The organism is Chitinophaga arvensicola (assembly GCF_900110835.1).
Lineage (GTDB): Bacteria > Bacteroidota > Bacteroidia > Chitinophagales > Chitinophagaceae > Chitinophaga > Chitinophaga arvensicola.
In genome coordinates, this window is sequence record NZ_FOJG01000002.1 from 212,776 (window position 1) to 238,425 (window position 25,650).

General features: G+C 47.4%; 17 protein-coding genes. 8 read left to right on the plus strand and 9 right to left on the minus strand.

Features of this window, described 5'->3' with window-relative positions; translation table 11 throughout:
• Position 1: 1 nt before the first annotated feature.
• The 5 genes from BMW79_RS18155 to BMW79_RS18175 all read left to right on the plus strand — a co-directional run bounded on the left by BMW79_RS18155 (position 2) and on the right by BMW79_RS18175 (position 8,283).
• A complete protein-coding gene (locus BMW79_RS18155) occupies positions 2 to 4,513 on the plus strand; it encodes a TonB-dependent receptor plug domain-containing protein (RefSeq protein WP_089897082.1) in 4,512 nt (1,503 codons plus the stop codon).
• Positions 4,514 to 4,703: 190 nt separating this feature from the next.
• Positions 4,704 to 5,003: an autorepressor SdpR family transcription factor gene (locus tag BMW79_RS18160; RefSeq protein ID WP_089897083.1), complete on the plus strand. Its 300-nt coding sequence runs from the start codon at positions 4,704 to 4,706 to the stop codon at positions 5,001 to 5,003.
• A complete protein-coding gene (locus BMW79_RS18165) occupies positions 4,990 to 5,886 on the plus strand; it encodes an SdpI family protein (RefSeq protein WP_089897084.1) in 897 nt (298 codons plus the stop codon). Before BMW79_RS18160 ends, BMW79_RS18165 begins: the two co-directional genes overlap by 14 nt.
• Positions 5,883 to 7,142, plus strand: a complete 1,260-nt coding sequence (locus tag BMW79_RS18170; protein WP_089897085.1) for an alpha/beta fold hydrolase — start codon at positions 5,883 to 5,885, stop codon at positions 7,140 to 7,142. Before BMW79_RS18165 ends, BMW79_RS18170 begins: the two co-directional genes overlap by 4 nt.
• A gap of 106 nt (positions 7,143 to 7,248) precedes the next feature.
• Positions 7,249 to 8,283: a sterol desaturase family protein gene (locus tag BMW79_RS18175; RefSeq protein ID WP_089897086.1), complete on the plus strand. Its 1,035-nt coding sequence runs from the start codon at positions 7,249 to 7,251 to the stop codon at positions 8,281 to 8,283.
• Here the strand turns inward: BMW79_RS18175 and BMW79_RS18180 are convergent.
• Together BMW79_RS18180 and BMW79_RS18185 are read right to left on the minus strand one after the other, a co-directional pair.
• On the minus strand, positions 8,271 to 9,368 hold the full coding sequence (locus tag BMW79_RS18180; RefSeq protein ID WP_245752581.1) for a metallophosphoesterase: 1,098 nt from the start codon (positions 9,366 to 9,368) through the stop codon (positions 8,271 to 8,273). The genes BMW79_RS18175 and BMW79_RS18180 overlap by 13 nt on opposite strands.
• A 118-nt stretch (positions 9,369 to 9,486) precedes the next feature.
• Entirely contained in the window at positions 9,487 to 9,948 is a 462-nt protein-coding gene (locus tag BMW79_RS18185) for a cold-shock protein (protein ID WP_089903910.1), read from the minus strand.
• 288 nt (positions 9,949 to 10,236) lie between these two features.
• Here BMW79_RS18185 and BMW79_RS18190 point away from each other — a divergent pair, with 288 nt between their 5' ends.
• Positions 10,237 to 13,497, plus strand: coding sequence for a S41 family peptidase (locus BMW79_RS18190; protein WP_089897087.1), 3,261 nt, complete (start codon positions 10,237 to 10,239; stop codon positions 13,495 to 13,497).
• A 47-nt stretch (positions 13,498 to 13,544) separates the two neighbouring features.
• On the opposite strand, the gene BMW79_RS18195 is transcribed toward BMW79_RS18190, so the two are convergent.
• The 6 genes from BMW79_RS18195 to BMW79_RS18220 all read right to left on the minus strand — a co-directional run bounded on the left by BMW79_RS18195 (position 13,545) and on the right by BMW79_RS18220 (position 20,784).
• Entirely contained in the window at positions 13,545 to 13,994 is a 450-nt protein-coding gene (locus BMW79_RS18195) for a hypothetical protein (RefSeq protein ID WP_089897088.1), read from the minus strand.
• 43 nt (positions 13,995 to 14,037) lie between these two features.
• Positions 14,038 to 15,015 carry a DUF6268 family outer membrane beta-barrel protein gene (locus BMW79_RS18200; protein ID WP_089897089.1) on the minus strand — a complete coding sequence of 326 codons (978 nt, stop codon included), beginning with the start codon at positions 15,013 to 15,015 and terminating at the stop codon, positions 14,038 to 14,040.
• Positions 15,016 to 15,086: 71 nt separating this feature from the next.
• Positions 15,087 to 16,304, minus strand: a complete 1,218-nt coding sequence (locus BMW79_RS18205) for an alpha/beta hydrolase (protein ID WP_089897090.1) — start codon at positions 16,302 to 16,304, stop codon at positions 15,087 to 15,089.
• Positions 16,305 to 16,484: 180 nt separating this feature from the next.
• Positions 16,485 to 17,726 (minus strand): beta-ketoacyl-ACP synthase II, encoded by a 1,242-nt coding sequence (fabF, locus tag BMW79_RS18210; RefSeq protein WP_089897091.1) that lies wholly within the window; start codon positions 17,724 to 17,726, stop codon positions 16,485 to 16,487.
• A 6-nt stretch (positions 17,727 to 17,732) separates the two neighbouring features.
• Complete coding sequence (locus BMW79_RS18215; protein WP_177192240.1) at positions 17,733 to 18,290, minus strand: TetR/AcrR family transcriptional regulator; 558 nt, start codon at positions 18,288 to 18,290, stop codon at positions 17,733 to 17,735.
• 115 nt (positions 18,291 to 18,405) lie between these two features.
• Complete coding sequence (locus tag BMW79_RS18220) at positions 18,406 to 20,784, minus strand: ABC transporter permease (protein ID WP_245752583.1); 2,379 nt, start codon at positions 20,782 to 20,784, stop codon at positions 18,406 to 18,408.
• A 186-nt stretch (positions 20,785 to 20,970) separates the two neighbouring features.
• Here BMW79_RS18220 and BMW79_RS18225 point away from each other — a divergent pair, with 186 nt between their 5' ends.
• Entirely contained in the window at positions 20,971 to 21,918 is a 948-nt protein-coding gene (locus BMW79_RS18225) for a heme-binding domain-containing protein (RefSeq protein WP_089897093.1), read from the plus strand.
• 2 nt (positions 21,919 to 21,920) lie between these two features.
• Complete coding sequence (locus BMW79_RS18230; RefSeq protein ID WP_089897094.1) at positions 21,921 to 22,385, plus strand: cytochrome P460 family protein; 465 nt, start codon at positions 21,921 to 21,923, stop codon at positions 22,383 to 22,385.
• Positions 22,386 to 22,387: 2 nt separating this feature from the next.
• Here the strand turns inward: BMW79_RS18230 and BMW79_RS18235 are convergent, their stop codons facing one another.
• A complete protein-coding gene (locus BMW79_RS18235) occupies positions 22,388 to 25,597 on the minus strand; it encodes an AsmA-like C-terminal region-containing protein (protein WP_089897095.1) in 3,210 nt (1,069 codons plus the stop codon).
• Between the last annotated feature and the right edge of the window lie 53 nt (positions 25,598 to 25,650).

Genomic DNA, 25,650 nt, shown 5'->3' on the forward strand with positions numbered 1-25,650 from the left:
TATGAAAAATATCATCAGCTGCCTTTTAGTATGTCTGCTGCTTTCGCTTGCAGGTAGCGCACAGCAATACGATTACAACTCTTTTAAAGAAAAAATTTACCTGCATACCAGTCATGTTTTTTTTCAACCCGGTGAGGAACTGTTTTTCAAATTGTACGTAGTGAATGCAAAAGACCAGACGCCCGCCAAACTCAGTAAAGTAGCATATGTGGAAGTAATAGATCCATCCGGAAAGGTGCTGGCAAAACAAAATTACGAGGTGAATGATGGCTATGCCGAAGGGTCGTATGCTTTTATGCCGGATGCACCGGGAGGTAGTTATAAACTGAAAGCCTATACCACCTGGATGCGTAATGAAGCCGATAGTACCTTCTTTGTAAAAGAACTGACCTTACAAAAGGTGATTCCGCCCAGGGTGCTGATGAAGCTGGATTTTCCACAGAAAGGCTATGGCCCCGGGGATGAAGTGACGGCAGATTATGCCATCAGGAATCTTTCTGATCAACCTGTTGCAGGGTATAAAATAAATTATAAAATAAGTATAGGCGGTACCGTTATACAATCATCTGTAGCTACAACGGGCAAAGACGGAAAAGTACAACTGAGGTTTACCCTGCCGTCCGATCTCAATACCACCGATGGTTTGCTGAATGTGACGATCGATTATGATGCCTACACAGAAGCTATTTCCCGGAGCATCCCTATCGTGCTGAATAAAATAGACCTGCAGCTGCTCCCGGAAGGAGGTACGCTGGTAGCGGGTCTCAATAGTAATATTGCCTTCCGGGCGGTGAACGAACATGGTAAACCAGTGGATGTAAAAGGCGTGGTGCTGGATCATGCAGGTAATAAAGTGGCTGCCTTTGACAGCTACTATGGCGGAATGGGAAAATTTCGATTTACCCCACAATCCGGTGAAAAGTATTCGGTGAAAATTACTTCGCCTTTGAACATCTCCCAAACGTATTCTTTTCCCACTTTCACAGATGATGGACTCGTGATGAATCTGAACGCCAGAGAGGGACAGCTGTTGATGGATATCTCCAGTAAAAACGCCCGGCGGGTAACGTTGTTGGGGCAAACAAAATCGGTTTCTTTTTATACAAAAACGCTGGACCTGAAAGCAGGGACACAGACAATTACCATTGATACCAGTATTTTTCCTGCCGGTATAGCGCGTTTTACCCTTGTTGCGATGGATCAGCAGCCTATCGCAGAAAGACTGGTATTCCTCAATAAAAGTAACGTGCTGCAAGTCAGCGTGACCACGGATAAGTCGCAATACCTCCCCCGGGAAAAAGTAGTGATGACCGTTAAAACCACCGACAGGCAAGGCCAGCCGCTCCCTGCTAATTTATCCTTATCTGTGATGGATGATAAACTCTGGTCTTTTGCAGATGATAAGCAAGATCATATTTTATCCTGGTTGCTGATGAGCAGTGAGTTGCACGGGAAGATTGAAGAGCCCTCATTTTATTTCCGGAGAGATGAACCTAAGGCGGATCCCGCGCTGGATCTGGTGATGCTGACCCATGGCTACCGGTATTTCAGTTATATCCCCGGAACAGCCGGCGGGGACTCTCTGAAATATTTCCCGGACGAAGGGCGTGTGTTGAGCGGCGTGGTGGTGAACAGAAAGAATGAACCGGTAAGGGCAACTGTATTTCTCATTAATGTGCAGGACCGGGGAAGGGCTACTCAAATGACAACAGACCCCGATGGCGCTTTCTTTTTCGCTCATCTCGATGCCTACAGCCATTATTATCTCATCGCCAGGTCCCGTAAATCAAGGGAGCAGGTGAGCATACGTATAGAACAGAATGGTGTGGAGTTTAATGGTATCCGCAGCCGCAAACTGCAGGAAAAAATTATTCCCTTTCGACAGGCCGTATATCCGTTACCGATAATACCACAGAAGAAAGGTGATGCCAATGCGGTCAGGGACATTGTAAAAATGGATAACACATTGGGATCAGATAAGGCATTGAGTGAGGTAGTGGTGGTGGCTTATGGTGCACAGAAGAAAGCCAATCTAACCGGGGCTGTGACGACCGTAACCGGGAAAGATCTTGAGAATATACCGGTTTTAAACATACCCATGCTGCTTCAGGGCAGGGTGGGGGGATTGGTGGTCACGCCCGTCGCTAATCCTGGCGCCCAGCCGAACCTGAGGATAAGAGGCAATGCTTCTGTTACCGGGAACAACGAACCTTTGTATGTGATAGATGGCATCCCCATGGATCGATTTGATCCTAACCTCAATCCAAACGATATAGAGCATATTGAGGTACTTAAATCCATGCAGGCCACCGCCTTGTATGGCGCAAGAGCCGCCAATGGCGTTATTGCGGTAACCACTAAACGAAAAAAAGCAGCAAGCCTCCAATTGAAGCTGAACGGAAAGAGTTATTACGCCACCGCCTCCGTAGCAGGAGGAATACCTAATTTCGCCGCTTCCCGTCGTTTTTACGCACCACGCTATGCCACTACGGAGACGAAAGAACGAAATGATTTCCGGGAAACGATCTATTGGAATCCAACAGTGCAAACCGGGAATACGGGAACGGCTACACTGGAGTTCTATAATTCTGATGCCGCAACCACCTTCCGTGCAATTGCAGAAGGTATTGCCTGGAATGGCAAGCCAGGCAGAACAGAAGCGACCTGGTCTACCCGCAGCGCATTGCAGATAGATGCCAGGATTCCGCCTTACCTCTCTGTAGGTGATCGGGCGTTGATTCCGCTGGTACTGAAAAATAATGGCACATCCGGCCTGGAGCTGGATATCAGTCTTACGCTACCGGAGAACATGTCGGCCGGTAAATTTGAAAACACCATCACGGTGGCTGCCAACAGTGCGCGACAGGTACTCGTTCCATTGGAGGCCATTGCACCTACCAGCGGCATCGTCAAATTCACGGTCAATGGAAATGCCGGCAGCGAAACACTGGCACTTCCCGTTACCGTTGCAGAGCGTGGTTTCCCGGTAATCTATATCTTCTCCGGTGATAAATCCGCCGAGCATTCGTTTATTGTGAATCAACCGGTGAAAGGCAGTATCCGTACAAAACTACAGGTATTCAGCACCCTGGAGGGCCAGCTCCTGGATGGTATCGAATCTATGCTCAGGGAGCCCTATGGCTGCTTTGAGCAAACTTCTTCCAGCACTTATCCCAATATCCTGATCCTGAAATACCTGAAAGAAACTGGCCGCTCCAATCGTGAAGTAGAACAACGGGCAATGAATTACATCCAGACCGGCTATAAAAAACTGATCGGCTTCGAAACATCCGACAGGGGCTTCGAATGGTTTGGCAAAACACCACCGCATGAAGCGCTTACCGCTTATGGCTTACTGGAGTTTACTGACATGAAGGATTTTATAGACGTGGACAAAGGCATGCTGGCCCGTACCAAAGCGTTCCTGCTAAGTCGCCGCGACGGGCAAGGTGGATTTAAATTGTCATCCACTGGCTATGATAAGTTTGCTTCCGTTCCCAACCATATAGCCAATCTCTATATCGTATATGCGTTAACACAGGCGGGTATCGGCGCCGAAATACAAAAAGAATATGAAGCAGGAGTCCAAAAGGCGCTGGCATCCAAAGATGCCTACCAGATGGGACTTATGTCACTGGCAGCCAGTAATGTAAAGAATACGGCCGATTATAACCGGCTGATGACAGCCCTGAAAGAAAGCTATCAGCGGAAGGAACTGATATTGAGTACTTCCGTCGTTAACTCCCGGGATGCTTCCCTCCGCGTAGAGGCGTTATCGTTATATACGATGGCCCTCGCGCGGGAAGCGGTACCGGACAAGGCAGCCATGGCAAAATGTATCTCTGAAATACTTTCGGCAAAAACATACTACGGTTACGGTGCTACGCAGGCTACCGTGCTGGCCCTTCAGGCAATTATAGATTATACGAAACTGAAAGGCAAATTCAGCAAAGAAGACATCGCCTTTCAGCTCAATAACATGACTATCGAAAAAGGGAGCGGCGCTGAAAAAGCAGTGAAGAGCGGCGCCAATAATTTCAGTGTAACGTACCGTTCCGCGGAGGCAGAAGTGCCATACAGTATGGAAGTGGCCTACTACACGATGCAACCCGCCAGCAACCCCGAAGCGGTTCTTCAGTTGGCGACCACCCTCAGTGATACCCGCACGAAAACAGGAGAAACGGTGAGGATGAATATCCAGGTGAAAAATATGGCGTCCGCACTGCAACCCATGTCCATCGCAAAGATTGGTATTCCGGCCGGTCTGTCTCTTCAACCCTGGCAGTTAAAAGAGCTGACCCAGAAGAATGAAGTGGCCTACTATGAAATTTTTGATAATTACCTCGTACTCTATTGGATGGGATTCAGCCCGGGTGAAACCAAAACGATCCATCTCGACCTGAAAGCAGACGTACCCGGTAAGTATAAAGGCAAAGCCAGTAACTGTTACCTGTATTACACGCCTGAGCATAAACACTGGCAGGAGGGAACGGCTATTGAAATACTTCCTTAGCAGTTTGCTAAGATCCCTTTACCTCTCACTTCCGCCACAGCAGCGTTTTCCCCAAAAAGGAGGCGCTGCTATTTTTATTAGCTGATGATGATCATCTGTCATATCATCTTTCCAAGCTTCATCTTTATTTTGCCGGTCCCGCTAAATTCTCCTAATTTAGTATTTAGATAGTTGTCTAAATATATGCCTTATGAACAACGTATTTAAAGCGCTCAATGATAAAACCCGACGCGATATACTCGAACTCCTTAAAAAAGAGGACCTGACTGCCGGTCAGATAGCGGAGCATTTTAACTTTTCCAAGCCCACTATTTCTCATCACCTCGACCTCCTGAAACAGGCCGAACTGCTCACCAGTGTAAAGAAAGGGCAGTTTGTATTTTATTCACTGAACACCACTGTGATGGATGAATTGCTGAAATGGATGTTACAGTTCACCGCTGAGGCATTACCTAAAATAAAACCCGTTACCAGATATGAAGGAAAATAAATGGTTAAGAGAAATCCCGCTGATCCTGTTCATGTTCACCCCTTTTTTAGTGTATGTGTGGCTGTTACCACAACTGCCTGAAAAACTGCCCTCCCATTATTCTATCAAAGACGGGAAGTGGATAGTGGATACCTATATGGCGCCGCTGGCGAATACTTTTAGCACCTTTATCGGCGCGCTGATCGTGTATGTATCGATGAGTATACCGCTGCTGCCATTTCCATTCAGCGAAGAGAAAATAAAACAGTTCAAGCTGGCAGGGCCTTACCTGTATGGATTCAAAGCAGTCCTGGTCGTGTTCTTAAGTGGTGTTCCCATATATGAAATGCTGAATGCTACCGGGAAGATAGCCAGTGGAAACGGTACCCTGTGGGGTATTACCGCAGGCGCGGTGGCGCTGGTACTGGTCAACGTAATGATGTACCGTATGTTTGCCCTGTTGTATGAGCGCAGTGAGGTAAAACCTTTGTCCAGGAAGGCGTATGTGGTGATATGGACAGGAACGCATGTCATCATGTCGATTGGGCCGGTTTGTATCCTGCTGGCTGCGGGACAACTGAATGTGCTGCGGCTGATTCCACAGTTTATCTTTGTGTTCCTCGCTATCTGTGGTAACCTCATGTACAATGTACGCCCCAATTATTTCTTTGGGATCCGCACACCCTGGACACTTAAAAATGAAACCGTCTGGCGTAAAACACATCACCTCGGCGGCGTGGTGTTATTCATCGCTGGTATTACCGGCTTTATTCTGTCTCTGATCGTCGATGAAAAACAGTTGTATGCAGTAATGACAACGGTGATACTTACGTCTACTGCTATCACATTCATCTATTCTTACATCATCTACAAAAAGATAATCCAACAAACTCCCGACCTATGAAAAAAGGATACTTATTACTGATCCTGTGCTGCATATGCTACACGCTGACCGCACAGCAAAAAGATCCCGTGGTGAATCACTTCTTTGAACAGATGGGTAAAGGAAACTGGATCGGCGCTATGGAACACATGGATGCCAATATGAAGAAGAAAGTGACGCCGGATATGCTCAACGGCATCTGGCAGCAACTGGAACAGGGAAATGGAAAATGGGAAGCCTTTACTTCCCAGCAAACCAGCCGGGATGGCGCATATACGATTGTGATGGCAGATAATCGCTTTGCCAACGGCATCATTATCTTCCGCGTGGTACTCGACAGTGCTCACCACATCGCCGGATTTTTTATCGCCGCCACAAGACCTAAACCGGTTTCACTGCAAACCAATGAATCTCCCGATTCCGTTGCTACAGCGGATCAGGGGCTTTTATTAGGAACATTGACGCTCCCAGAAGGGAACGCGCCCTTTCCGTTGGTATTGATCATTGCCGGTTCCGGACCTACCGACCGTAACGGGAATAATCCGCTGTCCACCCCACGCAACGGATCTTCTTATCAGCAGCTGGCAGCCGCACTCGCGGCCAATGGCATTGCCTCGCTGCGTTACAATAAACGCGGCATAGGAGAGAGCACGGGCTTCACAAAGCCGGCTGCCGCTACTACGCTGGATGATTACGCCAATGATGCAGCTATTTGGCTCACCCACCTGCAAAAAGATCGCCGTTTTAAATCGGTATCTGTAATAGGTCATAGTGAGGGAGCATTGATAGGCATGAAACTGGCCACTACACATTCTTTCAAAAGCCTGGTGTCTTTTGCAGGTCCCGGCGAAACAATGGATCAGTTGCTGCTGGCACAATTGAAATCCAGGCTGGATAAGTCGCTGTATCAGCAGTTGCCGGATATCCTGACCGCCTTGCGCAACGGAAATGATCCTGCCAATGTGCCGGCCGCGTTGAACACGCTCTTTAATCCGTCTCTTTATGCTTTCTGGAAAAGCACCTTTCGCTTTGATCCCTGCACCCTGATGAAGACCGTCACTATGCCCGTGCTGATTCTGAACGGGACCGCAGATATGCAGGTGCCTCCGGCACAGGCCACGTTGCTGCAGCATTGTAAACCAGACGCGCAGTTAATCCTGATTCCCGGGATGTCGCACGCCGGCAAAAATGAAGCAGAAACAACCTATCCGGATGGCAAACCTTTACCTATATCCCCGGCACTCATTACTCCGATAGCGAACTTTATAAAATCCTGAGTTTGTCAGCCTCTTCCATAATGGACTAAAAAATTGGGTATTTTCTTTACTTTGTACGTACAAAGTTGTATTTTGTACGTACAAACCGATCTTAAATAAGTGCGTTATGGAAGTTATTCAGACTTTATTCCAGGAAATCATCGGATTCCTGGGTATTTCACAATTGATAGAAGTGTGCAAAACGGGCAACTACAAAGTCCTGCTCACCTTAAACGGAATTTTCTCTGTTATCTCACCGCTGGTGCCTTTCCTGCTGCTGCTGGAGATTTGCAGGGCCATTTTCTATAAGAAGTTTAAGATAGAAGACTATAAGATGCCTTTCCTGATTTTTGTGGCTAACCGGTTCATATCCCGCTTTCTTTCTATTGCGATGGTGGCTTTCTGTATCGGTCTGCTGGAGAAATACGCGCTGTTCAACACATCGTTGAAATGGTACTGGTTTATTTACGGGTATGTGATCTGGGAATTCTCACATTTCATTTACCATTATTTTGGTCATAAGGTCCGCTTATTCTGGTGCCTGCACTCTACCCATCATGCTCCGCAAACGATGAATCTGTCGGTTACCTATGCGCACTTTTTTCTCGAAGCACCTTATGCGGATGTGATCAGAACCAGTATCTGTATTCTCATGGGAGTTAATCCGCCGCTGCTTTTCATCATCATGTTTATAGATGGTACCTGGGGTTCGTTTATCCATGTCGGTGAAAATCTTATCAAAGACGGACGCCTTGGCTTCCTGAATAAAATTATTCTTACACCTTCCCATCACCGTGTACATCACGCTAAAAACCCGTTGTACATGGATACGAATTTCTGTAACCTGTTGAACATCTGGGATAAGGTATTCGGTACCTTCCAGCATGAAAAACGGGAAATGCAGATTGAGTATGGAATCTCCAGGGAAATGAATCCCAATAGTTTCCTGGATGTATATTTCGGAGAATTGTACGGACTCTGGAAAGACATGCGCCATGCGCCGGGGATAAAGAATAAACTGCTGTATGTTGTAATGCCGCCGGGATGGAGCCATACCGGCGATCATAAAACCGCGAAAGTAGTAAAAGCGGCTTTTCTGAAGGAGGCGCAACAGGCGCAGCAACCGGCAGCCATCAAACAAACCGCCGATCAGCTCATCTGATCAAACAGATAATACAGGGGCGATTCTTCCAGCACTATACGGGAAGGCGCCCCGTTTTCTTTTTTCCATTTGATCAGCCTGATAAATCCATCTGCTATTTCAATACCGGTAATATCGCCATCGCTGAAACAGCAGCAGCCGGTGTTGAAATAGGAGGGATGCGCCATTGTTTTTACAAACTGTTTACCTGCATATTCTGCCTGTCTTGCTGCCAATGCTTTTTGTAAGATGTCAACCTGCCCCGTATCTCCCAGGCTGCGGGCTCTTTCCAGCTGCTTTGTCAGCCGGTCTATATGATCCAGGGATGCAAACACCGGTTTATGCGTATGTCCCGATATCAGGAACGTTTTTTCATATTGCCGGCTCCATTCATACATGATGATATTGTGCCGGTCTGCCAGATCAAAGGAGTCGGAAAGGGTATCCACACGGATATCAAAAAAACGCTGCACCGGTGTCCATACAGCTGCTACAAAACATTTGCTGAAAGGGTTTCCATCACTGCGCAGATCGCCCTGGTGGCCATGCGTCAGGTATATCCGGTAATCCTGCTCCTGGTAACGTGTTTGCAATATGAGGCCTTCGTATACTTTCAGGCGTTTGCCGAAAATATCTTTCAGAAACTGTTGCCGGGGAACCGCATAATGCCACTCCAGGTCATGATTGCCAAATACGCGGTAGTACCGCTGCTGTTGCAGAAAACGGGCTTCTTCCCGTAATGAGGTCTGGTTTTCACGGATCACTACTGCGGGTGTGGATTCCCACAACTCTTCACAATCACCCAGGTTAATAAAGGTGAACTGTTTATCATAGTAATATCGCAATGCCCCTACATAATTGGCCTCTGCAGCCATGAAATCGTCTGCGCCATCTTTACCTCCCTTATGCTGGTCGGAGAAGATGATAAAACGCGCATGCTCGTAATGAAAGGGGATGGTAACGCCTTTGTGTTTGTTGCCTTTCAGAATAGCCTCCTGCAATTCCGATAAAGAAGAAAATACCTTGGTTTTGTCCGGCTGAGAGGAGAAACGGTTGGAGAGCCAGATGATGGGACGTTTGAGTAGTTTTTTCAGCGGGTTTTGCACGTTGTGATACTTTTAAAGCAGATGGTATGGCATCACCACCTTACCACGCACAAAAATGAGCGATTATCAATAACCGCTCAGATTTTATTATTTCAAAAAGGCCAGACCTTACTTCCGTTTAGCCTTTTACTTCTTTCTTAACATTTACCGCACTTGGACCTTTCTGTCCTCTTTCCACTTCAAAAGTTACCTTATCTTTTTCTTTAATAGGTTCGGTCAGCTGATTGATGTGAACGAACACGCTGTCCTGCGTCTGCTGATCGATGATAAACCCGTAACCTTTGGACTCGTTGAAAAACTTCACGACACCTCTGCGGATCAGTTCTGCCGGTTCCTCTGGCAATTGTCTGCCTGGTCCGAGCTGAATATCTTCCACATTGATCTCTTTTTTCCTGCTGGGATCTGGAGGAGTAGAGGAGATATTACCATTCTCATCAATGTAAGCCATCATATCTTCCAGACTCTTTCCTTTACCACTGTTTTGCTTCCTCTCTTCCTTTCTTTCCTGCTTGTCCTGTCTTTGTTTTGCCTTTTTCTTTTCTTTTTCCTTTTTACCAACTGTTTCCTGGGATCTAGCCATATTTATGTATAAATTTTGATACTCCACAAAGATCGGCTTTTTTTGCGTAAGAGACCGGAAATATAAAGCAGCACTGCGGCGGGATTTCATTATTTTGACCCAGGACTCCCTGTAGCGGCTATTCTATATTTTTTACACATCTTCAAATAACCCTCCGGATGCCGTATTTATTTGTGTGCAGCGGTAATTATTGTCTCCCTATATTTCGCTAGATTAGCAAATCCGTTTTATTATCCGCAACAAAAAATGAACCCCCTGAAGTGGACCCGTTCAAAAATCTAAAAGCTTATGATGAAGAAAACCGCCCTGGTCTTCCTGGCCGCCATGGCAGGAAAACAGGCAATTGCACAGGTAGACGCCGGCTTGTTCCGCTATCCTGATGTTTCCCGGTCACAGATTGCATTCTCCTATGCGAATGATATCTGGATTGTTCCGAAAACCGGTGGCACTGCCATTAAATTGATCTCCCCACCAGGGGTAGAAACATTTCCGAAATTTTCACCAGATGGGGCTAAACTGGCTTTCAGTGCCAATTACGACGGTAACACCGACGTATATGTATTGCCGGTAGCCGGTGGTGTACCACTCCGGCTTACCAATTATGGCGGCTCCGACAGGGTGGTCGACTGGACTCCGGACGGTAAACAGGTGCTCTTTGCCTCCGGAAGGGAAAGCACCAAAGAGCGCTTTAACCAGTTCTATACCATCCCGGAAACCGGCGGCGCTGCTACCAAACTGCCACTGGCCTACGCCGAATTTGGGAGCTACTCGCCCGATGGCGCTAAAATGGCGCTCACCACGCGGTCACAAAGCTTCCGTAACTGGAAACGATACCGTGGTGGCATGAAAGCCGACATTCATGTTTTCGATTTCAATACCCAGCTGTCAGAAAATATCTCCGCTAAAAGTGAAGCAGGCGACGAGTTTCCCATGTGGTTCAAAAATTATATCTATTTCCTGTCCGACCGGGGCACGGAGAAAAGAATGAACCTCTGGCGCTACGATACGAATGCGAAAACATACGAACAGATTACCAGCTACAAAGACTATGATGTTCACTTCCCCTCTATGGGACCCGACGACATCGTGTATGAAGCCAACGGTAAAATATTTGTGCTGTCGCTCGCCACACAACAACCCACGGAGGTAAAGGTCAATATCACCACTGATCTGGCTGCACTGAAGCCGCGTACCATACGTACTGTGAAGTATATCCAGTCTACCTCCCTCAGCCCCGATGGCCAGCGCGCCCTTATCAGCGCCCGTGGCGATGTGTTTTCCGTTCCTGCCATCAATGGCTACGTAAAAGATCTTACCCGTACCAGCGGAGTGGCCGAACGCTATCCCGTTTGGTCGCCCGATGGTAAAAGCATCGCCTGGTGGAGCGATAAATCCGGCGACTATGAACTCTGGATAGCCACTGCCGGCAAAGAAAATGAGGCCAGACAGATCACCCGCTACGGCGCGGGCTTCCGCTATCGCCCGTATTGGTCGCCCGATAGCAAACAACTCGTCTTTATTGACCAGGACCTGAAAATATGGGTACTGGATATTGCTACAGGTAAAACTACTGCGGTGGATAAAGCCCTGCACTATTCCCCCGACGTACTGGAAGGCTTCCGCTTCAGCTGGACACCCGACAGCCGTTGGATTACTTACAGCCGTGATATGGAAAATGGGCATGAAGCAGTATTCCTCTTCGATACAAAAAACAACCAGCGACACCAGGTGACCAGCGGTTTCTACGACGTGAGCCGGCCCGTGTTTGATGAAGAAGGAAAATATCTCTACGTGCTTACCAATCAATCATTCAAACCCACCTACAGCAGCATTGATAATACCTTTATCTATGCCAACAGCACCCTGGTGGGCGTAATCGGTCTGCAAAAAGAAACACCATCCCTGCTGGCTACCCGCAACGATGCAGTGGAAGTGAAAGACGAAAAGAAAGAACCCGCCAAACCTGCCAAAGAAAAAGGAAAAGACAAAAAAGAGAAACCGGCCGCGAAGAAAGACGACACAACGATAGACCTGGAAAATATGGAGGCCCGGTTGATCCTCCTGCCAGTGCCCGCCGGTAATTACAGTCGCCTCGGCGCCACGAAAGGAAAGATCCTGTTTCTCAGTAATATCCCGCCGGATGAAGAAGACGGCGCCGGTGAAGCGAACCTGCAGTACTACGATGTGGCCACCAAACAGGTGAAGAATATCATCAAGAACGCCGGTCAGTATGAACTCTCTGCCGACGGCAATAAAATACTGGTTAACAGCGGTCCGTTCGGTGTGATCGACGTAGCCGAAAACCAGAAAATAGACACCTCCATGCGCGTGGAAGAAATGGAGATGACCGTTAATCCGGTAGAAGAATGGAAACAACTCTTCATGGATACCTGGCGGCTGGAAAGGGATTTCTTCTATGATCCTAATATGCATGGTGTGAACTGGAACGACGTTAAAGTGAAGTACGCACACCTGCTGGACGGCGCACGCACCCGTGAAGAAGTAAGCTTCGTGATTAATGAAATGCTTGGTGAAATGAATGCATCCCACACCTACAACTTCGGAGGAGACGTGGAAGACAGCAAGCATGAAAGTGTGGGCTATCTCGGGGTGGATTGGCAGGCAGATGGTCCATACTACAAAATTAAACGTATCATCCGTGGGGCGCCCTGGAATGCGGAAGCCCGCAACCCGCTGGATGAACCGGGCGTGAATATCCATGAAGGAGATTACATCCTTGCGGTAAATGGTGTACCGGTAACCACGGCACAGGAGCCCTACAGTGTCTTCCAGTCGCTCGCCGGAAAAGTAGTGGAGCTTACCTGGAATAACCGGCCATCATTGGATGGCGCGAAAACAGCCATCGTAAAAACCATCGGAAGCGAATACCGGTTGCGCCACCTGGCCTGGATTGAGAGTAACCGCAAACACATTGCAGAGGCCACCAATAACCAGGTAGGTTACATCTTTGTTCCCAGCACCGGTATCGACGGACAGGATGAGCTTATCCGCCAGTTCAACGGACAATGGGACAAAGCCGCCCTGGTGATTGATGAACGCTTCAATAACGGGGGACAAATACCTGATCGCTTCATTGAAATGCTGAACCGCAAACCACTGTCGTACTGGGCTACCCGCAATGGCACTCCCTCGCAATGGCCGCAATATGCGAATTTCGGGCCCAAAGTAATGCTCATCAACGGATGGAGCGGCTCCGGTGGTGACGCCTTCCCGGATTATTTCCGCAAAACAGGACTGGGACCTATTATCGGAACCCGTACCTGGGGCGGATTGATCGGTATCAGCAATACGCCCGGCCTTATTGATGGCGGCGTTATTACCGTACCTTCTTTCCGTATGTTCAACAGCGATGGTACCTGGTTCAAGGAAGGACATGGTGTAGATCCCGATATCCCGGTAGATGAAAACCTCGGTGATATGGCAAAAGGAATTGATCCGCAGATCGAACGTGCCATTACTGAAATCAAGAGTTTGTTACAGACAAAGCCTTATAAGGCGCCAGCGCAGCCTCCTTATGAAGTGAGATAAAGATATAACATGTCACCTGTTTACGATGTGGACAGGTGACATGTTAACTAACCGACCAGTTGACTTAATATAGTATTCCCCCAATCGGCATCATCTTCCGAAACAATAATCGTTTTAAATTGATATCGTTCACCTTCAATGGCCACTCCGGGTGAATCATCGATATGCCAGTCGATATTAAATGCCGGTGGATATTTGGAAATCCGGTTGCCGCGCTCACCGAGTGTTTTATCGTGTATTTCTTTATTGATGATCTTTTCCGGAAAAATACCGTAAGAGAAAAATAATCGCCTGATATAGGAGGGCGACCTGTAAGAGGTGGTATAAATAAATACCCGGATCTTTCTCTCCTTTAGCGCCTTCATCAGGTGGATGGTACCTTTTCTCAGGGACTCTTTCGCGAGCAGCTGTTGCCAGAGTCCTCTGCGTTCTACGGGAAAGCGTTTAACGCCAGGTATCAGGGTATCATCCAGATCGAAAGAAATAGTAAAGGGCATAGGCTGATAGCAGTTGATATGCCGCCGAAGGTAATTATCTTTTTTACTTCCTCGCCTGAAAATTCCAGCGCAAACCACCACTGAAAAAGTAATTCGTGGCCATCCTATGCATCGGTTTGTCTGAAAACATCTCAGATAATTTCTTGTTCTGGAAAGTAAATCCGCTGTAAAGAATGCTTCCGCCGGAGGCAACAAAATCGATATGTTTATTCAGGTGCCAGGTATTCTCCAGGCCCAGGCTCATCTCCGAATAGCCCATGAGCCGCTTTTTATCCGGACCATTTTCTACATCATAGGAGGAACCGCGCATACGGAAGGCCAGCGCCAGATCGGTCTGACTGTTCATCCGTTTGGATACACTCAGTTTCTCCGGGAAATTAATATCTATCTTGAATTTGCTGTCTGTTTGCCATTTAACCAGTAAAGCCGGCAGCACCATCGGTGTACCAAAGCTATTGGTCAGCATGGCGCCTATACCATAGGAGAAGTGACGGTTATGTTGTTTGATAAATAAAACGCCGCCATTAATAAAAATATCTTCCATATCCATTTTCTCCATATCGGTGTAAAGCCCTACAGACAAGAGGCTCAGCATTCCCCAACGGTTATGCAGACTGCGGTAATGTGTTAATACCAGTTGTGTACTCAGTAACTCTTCGGGTAGCAGCGAATGTTCATAGTCTTTGTTCTGCAGTTTTGTGTAGCTGCCAGATACTGCCAGTCCCCAGTTCCGGACCTTACCGGTGGCGGTATCCACCCGGTTGCTGAGCATAAAGGCGGCCGCGAAATTATAACGCTGCTGGGAGGTAGTCGAATTCGTTTTTACACTGTCTTCCGGCCGGATATAACGTGATGCCGGTAAATAATCTACACTGATACCGATACCTGGTCCACTCAGCGAAGTGGCGCCCAGTTGAGCCCACAGCTGATGTACAGGTGCGAATGCGAATAATAAAATGAGCAGACAGGTATATCCATTCTTTTGTTGCTTAGTTGAATGTTGCAGTTGTTGTTGAGTCATGAGTCAGGTGTTTTTGAAACCTTTGAAGGAAGACACCATGACCCCTGCTGACCCCTATGGATCCTGGAAAATTATTTTCCGGCGTTTACCAGGGCGACCTTCTCCCTGATCTCTGCAGTACTCCTGCGGGCCAATGCTTTTTTCCAGAAGATGTTGGCCCGCGCCGTATCTTTCACAGCGAGGTAGTAATCACCCATGCTATCATAAGGATTAAAGTTTTCCGGGTAATAATCAATGTTCAGCTGGAAAAACATTTTCGCCTTTTCAAAATTTTGATCCTGCAGGTTGCGGTAACCAAATTCATTCATGGTAGCTTCATCGGGGCGTACACGGTAACCCATTTCATTTGATAACTGCTGAAAGTGTGTGTTGATCAGTGCTTGCAGGGAATCGGCCGGGCAACTGTTGTCTGTATAGAGATAGGTAGGGAAGCGGTGATGCGGGAATATATACCGTAGTCCGTCGTATTCAGCTATAAAGGGAATGGAGTTATGATCGTCGTCTTCATAATATTTGTATTTCCATCTTAGTTGGTTGCCCGGGAAAGCCCTTATCTCATCTGCTAATTGGAGGATGGCACTGGTATGAAGGGAGCCCATGTAAGTATCTTTCCTTACCTGTATGGTATCCAGACCGGGTTTCATGGTATGTGCCACTCCCAGGTAGAAGCTTTTGTTTTGATAGGAATGTGATAACTGCTGTTGTATGTTTGCCAACACATTGCTGTTGTTCCAGAAAATGCTCGGGTCAATAGCGATGTAGCCATTGAACAGGCCGGGATGATGCAATAAGGTATTTACCACCAGCAGGCCACCCAGTGAATGACCGATCAGTACGCGGAATGGTGCTGTCGCATATTTTTTATCGATATAAGGGATCAGCTCTTTACCAAGGAATGCCGTAAAGGCTTCTCCGCCGCCAGAATGCGGATCCCTGGCATCGGCAGACGGAGTTAAATCCCTGTTCCGGTGATTATTAGTATTAGGAATGCCAACAATAATCATTTTGGGTAGGGCCGTGTTACCGTTGCTGGTACTTAGCTGAAAAATCATTGACTGCAATGAAGAGAAATGGAAATCTCCATCGAGTACATACAATACAGGGTAAGCAGGTTTACTGAAATAGGCGGTATCAGCAGGAGGAGTATAGATCCATAGCGGCCGGTTCTCTTTCAGCGTGTTGGAGTAAAGGCTATCGGGTGTTCCAAAAGACACCAGCATCTGTCCGGATTGCGCATTTACAAGGAAACATAGACAGATAGCAAGGGCAGCGAGGGATAGTTTTTTCATACCAGCATGTTATTTCCGGTAAGATGAAATTATTCCATCGGGTTTTATGCAGCTTGTGATGCAGGGGTTAAAAAATGTGACAGAGCAGGGAATTGGTGGGATAAAAACAATGATACTATACCCGGGCACCGGTGGTTTCTCTTCGCAGAGATCTCCCGAAAAATGCCCGGGCAATGGTATTTATATTTTACGGAAAACGACAATGCCATTATGCCCTCCGAAACCGAAGGTATTGCTCATGGCCACGTTCACCTTTTTATCTATCGCTGTTCCCAGCACAATCTGCAATCCGGCTGGAATAGCCGGGTCCAGTTGCTGTGTGTTGATAGTAGGAGGGATGATACTTTTTTCCATGCTCATGATGCTGGTAATGGCTTCTATGGCCCCTGCAGCACCCAATAAGTGACCAGTCATGGATTTGGTAGCGCTGATGTGCAGATGAGCGGGATTGGTTCCAAACATTTTACCGATGGCGGCAATCTCACTCAGATCGCCTACTGGTGTAGAAGTGGCATGTGCATTCAGGTAATCTACGGAAGTGGCATTCAATTCACCGTCTTCCAGTGCCTGTTGCATGGCCCTTAAGGCGCCCAGTCCTTCCGGATGTGTGGCGGTCATGTGATACGCATCAGCAGTCATCGACGCGCCGGCTACTTCTGCATAAATATAAGCGCCTCTTGCCCTGGCATGTTCATATTCTTCCAGGATCAGTGCGCCGGCGCCTTCGCCCATTACAAAACCATCACGGTCCACGTCAAAAGGACGGGATGCTTTTGTTGGATCATCATTGCGTACCGACATTGCCTTCATGGCACAGAAACCACCTACGGAAGCCGGTGTGATAGGGGCTTCTGAGCCACCGGTGACAATCACCTTCGCCTTACCCAGACGGATATACGTAAATGCATCCATGATAGCGGTATTGGAAGTGGCGCAGGCAGAAACGGTGGTGTAATTGATGCCCATCAGTCCGTACTTGATGGAAATCATGCCGGAAGCCATATTGGTGATCAGCTTGGGCACGAAATAAGGACTGAAGCGGGGATTAAAATCTCCGGTCACATACTCTGTTACCTGTTCTTCAAATGTTTGCATACCGCCCTGCCCGGAGCCCCAGATCACACCGGTATCGAATGGATCCATCTTTGTAAAATCAAGCCCGGAATCCTGGATAGCCTGGTGCGCCGCTACCAGTGCGTATTGCGTAAACGGATCGGTTTTGCGTACTTCTGCTTTATCGAGCAGAGTGCCGGCATCAAAGCCTTTTAACTCATGCGCAAACTGCGTACGGAAACGGCTTGCATCAAAATGTGTAATAGTGGCTGCACCGCTTTTACCGCTTACAAGATTGTTCCAGAAATCAGTAACGTTGTTACCGATCGGAGATACTGTACCCATTCCTGTTATGACAACTCTTTTCATAGTTTTTTATTTTTGCCTCAGGTCAGCCAGCAGTTGTTCCGTTATATCACGAATTGCCGATGAGCCTATTACCCTCGATAATAGAAGGGAAGCCTGTAAATTGGATATGATGATCAGTGCCCGCGTATGTGCGGTGCCCTTAAAGTGAAGACGTCCCTGTTTTCTGCCCTGTTCAAGGCATTGTGTAAGCCAGTCGATAATCGCATTGGCCATTTCCAGCACCTTTGCCTGCATGGCGGGCGATAGCGTCCTGAAATCCGGCGCCAGTGAGCCCATCAGGCAGATGTTGCCTTCCTGGCTATGTCTGCGGAATACTTCCGTCAGTTTTACCACCTGTTCATCTTCCGGCAACTTTTTCCAACGGCTGGTCTGTGAACGGAACTTTTCAATTTCCTGTTCTACTACTTCTATACCCAGGTCGGCTTTCGCCGGAAAATGATAATGTACCGCCGCGTTTTTTATCTCCAGCGGAGCGGCAATATCCTTATAACTAAAAGCATTAAATCCCTGTGTTCTTACCAGGCGATCCGCCATGGCCACTATTTTATCCCTTGTTTCTGACATGTTTGCTGCCATTTGCCGCACAAATATACTTACTTAGTAGTAAGTAAACAAATGTCCGCAAAAAGAGGGCTGCTTCCCGTAAGAAAACAGCCCCCATTTTATATTGAATGCAAACCTATTCTGCTTTCAGACTCTTCACCGGATTCATCAGCGCGGCCTTAATACTCTGGAAGCTGATGGTCGTTAACGCAATGAGCATTGCTGCTATTCCTGCCAGCAGAAACACCCAGTAATGAATGCTCACCCGGTAAGGGAATTTTTGTAACCATTGATCCATGGTGTACCAGGCCACCGGGAACGCAATCAGGGAAGCGATACCTACCAGCTTGAGGAAGTCGGCCGATAGCAACCGCGTAATCCCACTCACGCTGGCGCCCAGCACCTTGCGGATACCGATTTCTTTGGTACGCCGCTCCGCAGTGTAAGCGGCCAGCCCGAATAAACCCAGGCAGCTGATCAGGATGGCCAGCGTGGCAAATAAACGGGATAATTGCTGCATCAGTGTTTCATTGCTGAACATGGCGTTAAACTGGTCGTCTACAAAGCGGTAGGAGAAAGGATAGGCAGGGTTGTAAACTTTCATGACATCGCCAATTTTGCGAAGCCCGGCTTCTTTATCCGCTCCCGCATTCATCCGCACATACATCAGCGACGGATCTTCGGGGATACAATAAAATATCACGGGGTCGGGTGTACCATACATATTACCATACACATAATCTTTCACTACGCCCACGACCCGGGAATGTACGGTGGAGTCTTTATCCAGCGGAGTATTAATGATTTTTCCCACCGCACTTCCTTTACCCATCAGCTTTTCCAAGGATTCCGTAATAAGTACATCTGTGCCGTTGGCAGCGGTTACCGGTTTGAAATCACTGCCAGCTACAATCTTCATTCCGGTGGTATTAATAAACTCCGGGCTCACCATACGTTGCGATATCAGGTAATTCTCGCTGGCCGGCTTACCCTCCCAGAAAAGATCGTTGGTATTATTGCCGCTGTAAATAGCGCCATGATCTGCCAATGCAACATTTTCTACAACATCCGTAGCCAGCAAAGCGGTTTTGATAGCTGCAAAATTTTGCTTCATATTTCCCTGGATGTCCATGGAAATCAGGTTTTCTTTATTAAAACCCAGATTGCGCTGTTTTACATGCTGTATCTGCTGATAGATAATAGCAGTGCAGATGATCAGGGTGATAGATACGCTGAATTGCGCCACTACCAGGCCCTTGCGGATAAAAGTAGCACTGCCGGTCTTAGCCCGGATTCCCTTCAATACAAATACAGGATTGAAGGAGGAAAGGTATAACGACGGATAACTACCTGCCAGTACCCCGGAGATCAGCGTAATGAATAGCAGGCCGCCTATATGCATGGGCCTGTCCAGTCCTATAGTCAGGTGCTTGTTTACAATGGCATTGAATGCCGGTAATACCAATAACAGCAATACCACAGCCAATACCGCTGCCAGCAGCGACATCAGTAAGGCCTCACTGATAAACTGTATAATCAGCTTATCTTTTCCAGCTCCCATCACTTTGCGGATGCCAACTTCTTTGGAACGCTTCTCACTGCGGGCAGTGGCCAGGTTCATAAAGTTGATACAGGCAATAAATAAGATGATCCAGGCGATGAGCGAAAATAACCGCACATATTCAATGCGGCCCCCACTTTGTACGCCATTATTGAACTGATCCCGCAGCCGCCAGTCTTTCATCCCGAACAGGAACGCCTGGTTGATGGAGCCGGGATTATGTTCATTGATGAAGTTCTTTAATTTGTTGTTGACAGCCGCTACATCTGCCTGTGGCGTGAGTTCTGCAAAAGTGCTCACTGAATTGGCGCCCCAGTTTTTCAGATAAGGCGTCTGGTTATAGTAGATCTCGAAAGGCGCCACCCACTGAAACCTGATGCTGGAATTCTCCGGAATATCTTCCAGTACACCGGATACCACATATGGTTGCTGGTTATCGATGATGATAGTTTGCCCGATCACGTTATGATCCCTGCCAAAAAAGTTCCGGGCTGTTTTTGCCGTAAGCACAATGGAATATAATTGCGGAAATGCAGTAGCTGCACTTCCTTCCTTGAAGGGGAATGTGAAAATATCGAAGATAGCAGCATCCGCAAACACACCATTCGCATACATCTTTTTATCCCCCTGGCTAAACAGCTTGCTGGCGCCGTCTTCCGACATGCGGCAGGTTTGCCTGATGCCCGGTATGTCCGATTTCATCGCCTCCGCCAGCGGGGCGGGAGTAGAGGAAAAGGTACGGATGTTACCGTCGTAATTCCAATGTTCCATTACCTGGTAAACGTGATCTTTCTTTGCCTGGTTGCTGTTGTAAGTAACTTCGTCCTCTACCCACAGGAAGATGACTCCGGCACAGGCTAACCCGATAGCTAACCCGAAAATGTTCAGGAAACTGTAAGTCTTGTTTTTCCAGAGATTTCTGAACGTAACCTTCAAATAGTTTTGTAACATCATAGCAGGTACAATTGAGATAGTACAATGACCGTGAACCAAGATAATGCCATGGGATGATATATTGATTACCAACTACTAAAGTAATTCCGCCTGTTCGTTTTTAAAGAAAGAATGTCCGGAATTGAACAACCAAGTGGCCGGTTCATTGTTATGTAAACGAAGCTTATAAATATAAACAACATCATCATGAAACGCAACAGGACCTGGAAAACGGTTTTAGGTATTCTCCTGATCGCCTTTATAGGGATACAGTTTATCAGGCCGCATATTCCCAATCCACCGGCTACAGGCCGGCCGGATGTTCCGGCCGATGTGGAAGCCGTTTTACGCAAAGCCTGCTACGATTGCCATTCCAACGAAGTGCACCTCGCCTGGTTCGATCAGATTTCACCCGCCATCTGGCTGGTGGCCAACGACATCAGAGATGCCCGCAAGGTGCTGAACTTTTCGGCGTGGGACAGTCTTCCCAAAGACCAGCAGAATGCCAAGCTGTTTGAATGCCTTAACCAGGCCACTTTTAAAGAAATGCCCCTGCCGCAATATGTGATGCTGCATCCTTCCGCCCGGCTCACCAACGAGGATCTCGCCGTACTGAACAGGTACCTGAGTACCCAGTTTATTTCCGCCAGGCCGGATAGCCACAAAGTTGCCGTGGCCAACGCGCAATATGCCGCCTGGCAACCATCGGAAACAGGGAAGAACATTCCACCTGCTCCAAACGGCATCGCATTTTTACCGGAATATAAAAACTGGGAACCCATCAGCACTACTCAACGGCTCGATAACGGTACCATGCGCATCATTACCGGGAATGATGTCGCGGTAAAAGCGATCCGGGAGGGTCATACCAATCCCTGGCCCGATGGCGCCACCTTTGCAAAAATTGCCTGGGATGAACTTGTCGATTCAGCCGGAAATATCACTACCGGAGAATTCAAACAGGTGGAATTTATGATTAAAGACAGCCGCAAATACGCTGCCACCAAAGGATGGGGATGGGCGCGCTGGAAAGGAATGCAGCTTAAACCATATGGTAAAAATGAATTGTTTACCATGGAGTGCGTTAACTGCCACCAGCCAATGAAAGACAACGATTTCGTATTTACCACTCCGCTTCAACTTTCAAATAAATAACGATGAAGTATATACTCTTTTTATCAGTCAACATACTCCTGTTTAGTTGCAGTCCGCATAAAGTAGCCCGTATCAATACCGCCGCTTCCCTGCACGATACGGTGCTGCTGCGGCCGCATGAGTGGAAAGTCATTACCAGTACCATTCAAACCGGAAGCAAAACCATGTGTACCCTGTATGGGAATGAAACCGCCGTCAATACCGCCAGAAAAGGAGGTAGCCAATACCCGGGCGGCGCTCTGCTCACCCTGGTTACATGGAAACAACAACCGGACGATCATTGGTTTGGCGCACTCATTCCAGGTGAGGTGGAAAGCGTAGAACAGGTGCAGTTTACAGCGGATGCCATCTCCCCGTTATATAAAAAATATACAGGAAATGAACTCCGGGAAAGTCCCGCCAGTGAGGTAGAAGCACAACAGAGAACGGCATATATCGTTGGCTGCAGAGCAGCAGTAATGCCGTGATACTACGTCGTTTTCTTCGCTTTCTTTAAAGCAATCTTGTATTTATCAGGCGTGCCTGAAATATTCAGGTTCATGAAACGTACTTTTTTATCCTTATCCCGGTATTCAATGGCATCTACCTGGTCGATATCCACCTCTTCCTGCTTCTTGCCGAAAAGAGCACGGAAGCCGACCTGGGTGACCATTTTCATCGGAATACGGAGGTAGTAGTTCATGCTCATATCGAGCGACTGGTTCCCGGAAACTTCAATATAACCAAGGGAAGAATTGATGTTCATGTTGGGAATTTCCAGCATCCCGTTTTTCAGCGATAACTTATTACGCAGGGTGTCAAAACGTACCATGCGCAGGTTTTTATCCTTGAAATAGCCTGCCATCGCCTGCATCGGACCAAAATCCAACAGTGTGCCATTGGAGATTTCAATATCCATCTGCGACTCGGTTTCACTCAGCACCGGCGTCAGATCGGGATGCATACGGATATTACTTTTGATATGCCCGCTCAACGTGCCTTGCAGGTTGTTGTTCAGCATAAAGTCCTGCCCGAAATTATCAAATTTGATCAGCAGTTTTGACAGATCCACGTTCTTCACATAAATACCATTCTTAAAATACAGCTTCTGCGGATCCGCTGCATTAAACATACCCCGCATGGCCACGTGGCCACCAGCTACATTCATGGCGATGGTATCCACTTTGATTTTGCGGTCTTCCCGCATATGCACATTCGCCAGGAGGTTTTTCAACCACAGCTTTTTGTACTTCACTTTTTTCACATCCACCTGTGCTTCGAATTCAGAAAACGGAATATTAAACACATTAAATCCTGCCGCATGCAGTGAATCATTTTCCCTGACCGTGGTACGGCGTACCGGCGCCGCTGTAGCCACCGGGTGTTCGCTGAAATCGTAGTTCATCAGTTCATCGATATCCAGCATATTGGATTTAAACCGGAAATAGTTCGTTTTCTTTTCTTTGTTTTTCCGTTGACCTACGGCATAGCGCATGTTCAGGTCAAAGTCGGTGCGCCCGACTTTACCGGTCAGCGTATCTATCACAATAAAACGGTTATTACCGTAGCGTATCCTGCCGGTAATGTTTTCTATGTTGATGGGATGTTGTTTCAGTGTACCACTGATGTTGGCAATTTTTGCGTCTATTTTTTTGAATACCGTATCGTATTTAATATTCATTTTTGTCCGTAACCATACATTATTCGCTTCTTCATACCAATATCCCTGCGGGATGAATTTATGGCCACGTTCACTCACCAGGTCATTCACCGCCAGGCGGCTGGATTTAAAGTCAAAGGCTACTTCGGTATTTCCTTTTTTGATTTTATCGAACCAGATGAGATAATTATTTAACCTGCCTTTAAACGCGAAACCACTGCTGTCGATGTTGCCGCTGAAATTGGGTACCCGCAGACTGGTGTCGTTGATGATCACTGCAGCGTTGAAATCATGCAGCGCATGCGGATATTGCTGGAACTTTGCATACAGCTTCTCCACTTTAAAGGTCCCTTTAGGTAAAGGATTTGGATGTAATAATTCTTTAACGGATGTTTCAAAGGCAAGCCCTATGTTAAAACCGGTAATTACTTCTTTGGAGAGAATAGGGTGGGTGGAATCAAACTTATACAATTCACCCAGTTGTAAACGCTTGCTGGATGCGCTGAAATTCACTGCTACGGGTTTGTCCTGCGCGTGGAATAAGGCCGGCACATCGCTGATGGCGCCCTGGGCCAGGATATCGGAGCTGCCTATACGAAAAGCAATGGAATCCAGTTGTAGTCTGCCTTGCTGAATCATTGCATGCACATTCATATTACGCACCGGCAGGTGATAACCGGGAATACGGAATTCCAGGTTTTTAACCGTCAGTTCGCTCTGCACGCCTTCTTTTAGCTTTGCCAGACTTTCTTCCGGGATCCGCATGTCTACCAGTTCCCGGAAATTCATGTTCAGCTTGATTTCACCACTGATCTGTTCCAGGTCTTTTATACCGAGGAACTCGCCCACAAAACGCAGGTTCAGTTCAGAATATAACTGCATGATGATTTGCGGATCGGTAAAGTTCTTCATTACAAAGTTGCCTTTGAATACGCCTGTTCCCGGTTTTGCGTTAAAATTCAGAATATGCAGTTCGGAAGTTTGCAGGTTATGGGCGGCGCCGTTGGTATAAAATCCTTTGAAGCCGAGAGAATCTACTTTGCGGTCTATTTTCTTATTCTGGAACCATACATTTTCACAACCGAAATTAAATTCCATCAGGGGCATTACGCCTTTGCCGATAGCGCCTTTTACGATGCCGTCGAAGAAAATGCGGCCGTCGTGACGGTACTTTTCCAGCATGGCGGCTACATCTGCCGGCACCATTGCCAGCAGGAGGTTCATATCGGGTTTGTCGCCTTTTACTTTCAGGTCTACATACCGTTCGCTGGCAATTCCCTGCAACTGTAACGATGCCTCTTCCAGCCGGATGGTGCCCGGAGGTAAGGTCAGTTGTTTTTTCTGCTTGTCGTAAACGGCGGCCAGTTTGAACTGCAGCTGTTTATGGCGGAAAAGCGAAGTATCAGTTTTACCGGTAATGTCTATTTCCAGCTTGCTGTCCATATCAATGGCGATACGCGCCGAATCCATGGAGAAAGCAGTTTTAATCTTATCAATATGCGTGTTTACATGAATACCGGACACACCATCTAGGTAGGTAACGTCAATATTCTTCAGGATAATTTTTTTAAGATCCAGCATCATGGCCTCTGTGGAGTCGGCCGGCGCCGACGGGCCGGTACTTTTAAACTCATGCGCCTTGATCAGGTCTACATCGCCATTGGCATAACGGGCCACATGCACGCGCCCGTTGGCCAGCACAATGATCCGCGCATTGTAATGCTGCTGCAGGATATCGGGTAAGCTAAAGCCTACGTATAAACGTTCCACCTGGTATAAAGGCGCGCCTTTCATTCTTTTATCTGCAAAAAAACGCACGTCATGTAAGGCAATAGATATATAAGGGAAGTTGCTGAAAGGGGAGATACTGCTTTTGGTGATCACCAGTTCCCCTGCAAACTGCTTGTTCAGCTCTTTCACCGCCATTTGGGTGAGCCGCTCCTGTTGACTGTATAAGATACCGCCGGCAACGCCCATCACCAATAGGAAAATACCGATGACGATCAGCAATAGCCTGATTATTTTTTTTCCGCGCTTCATGTGATTTCCGTTCTGAACAATAAAATTAGTGAAAAAATATAGCAGAAATTTGT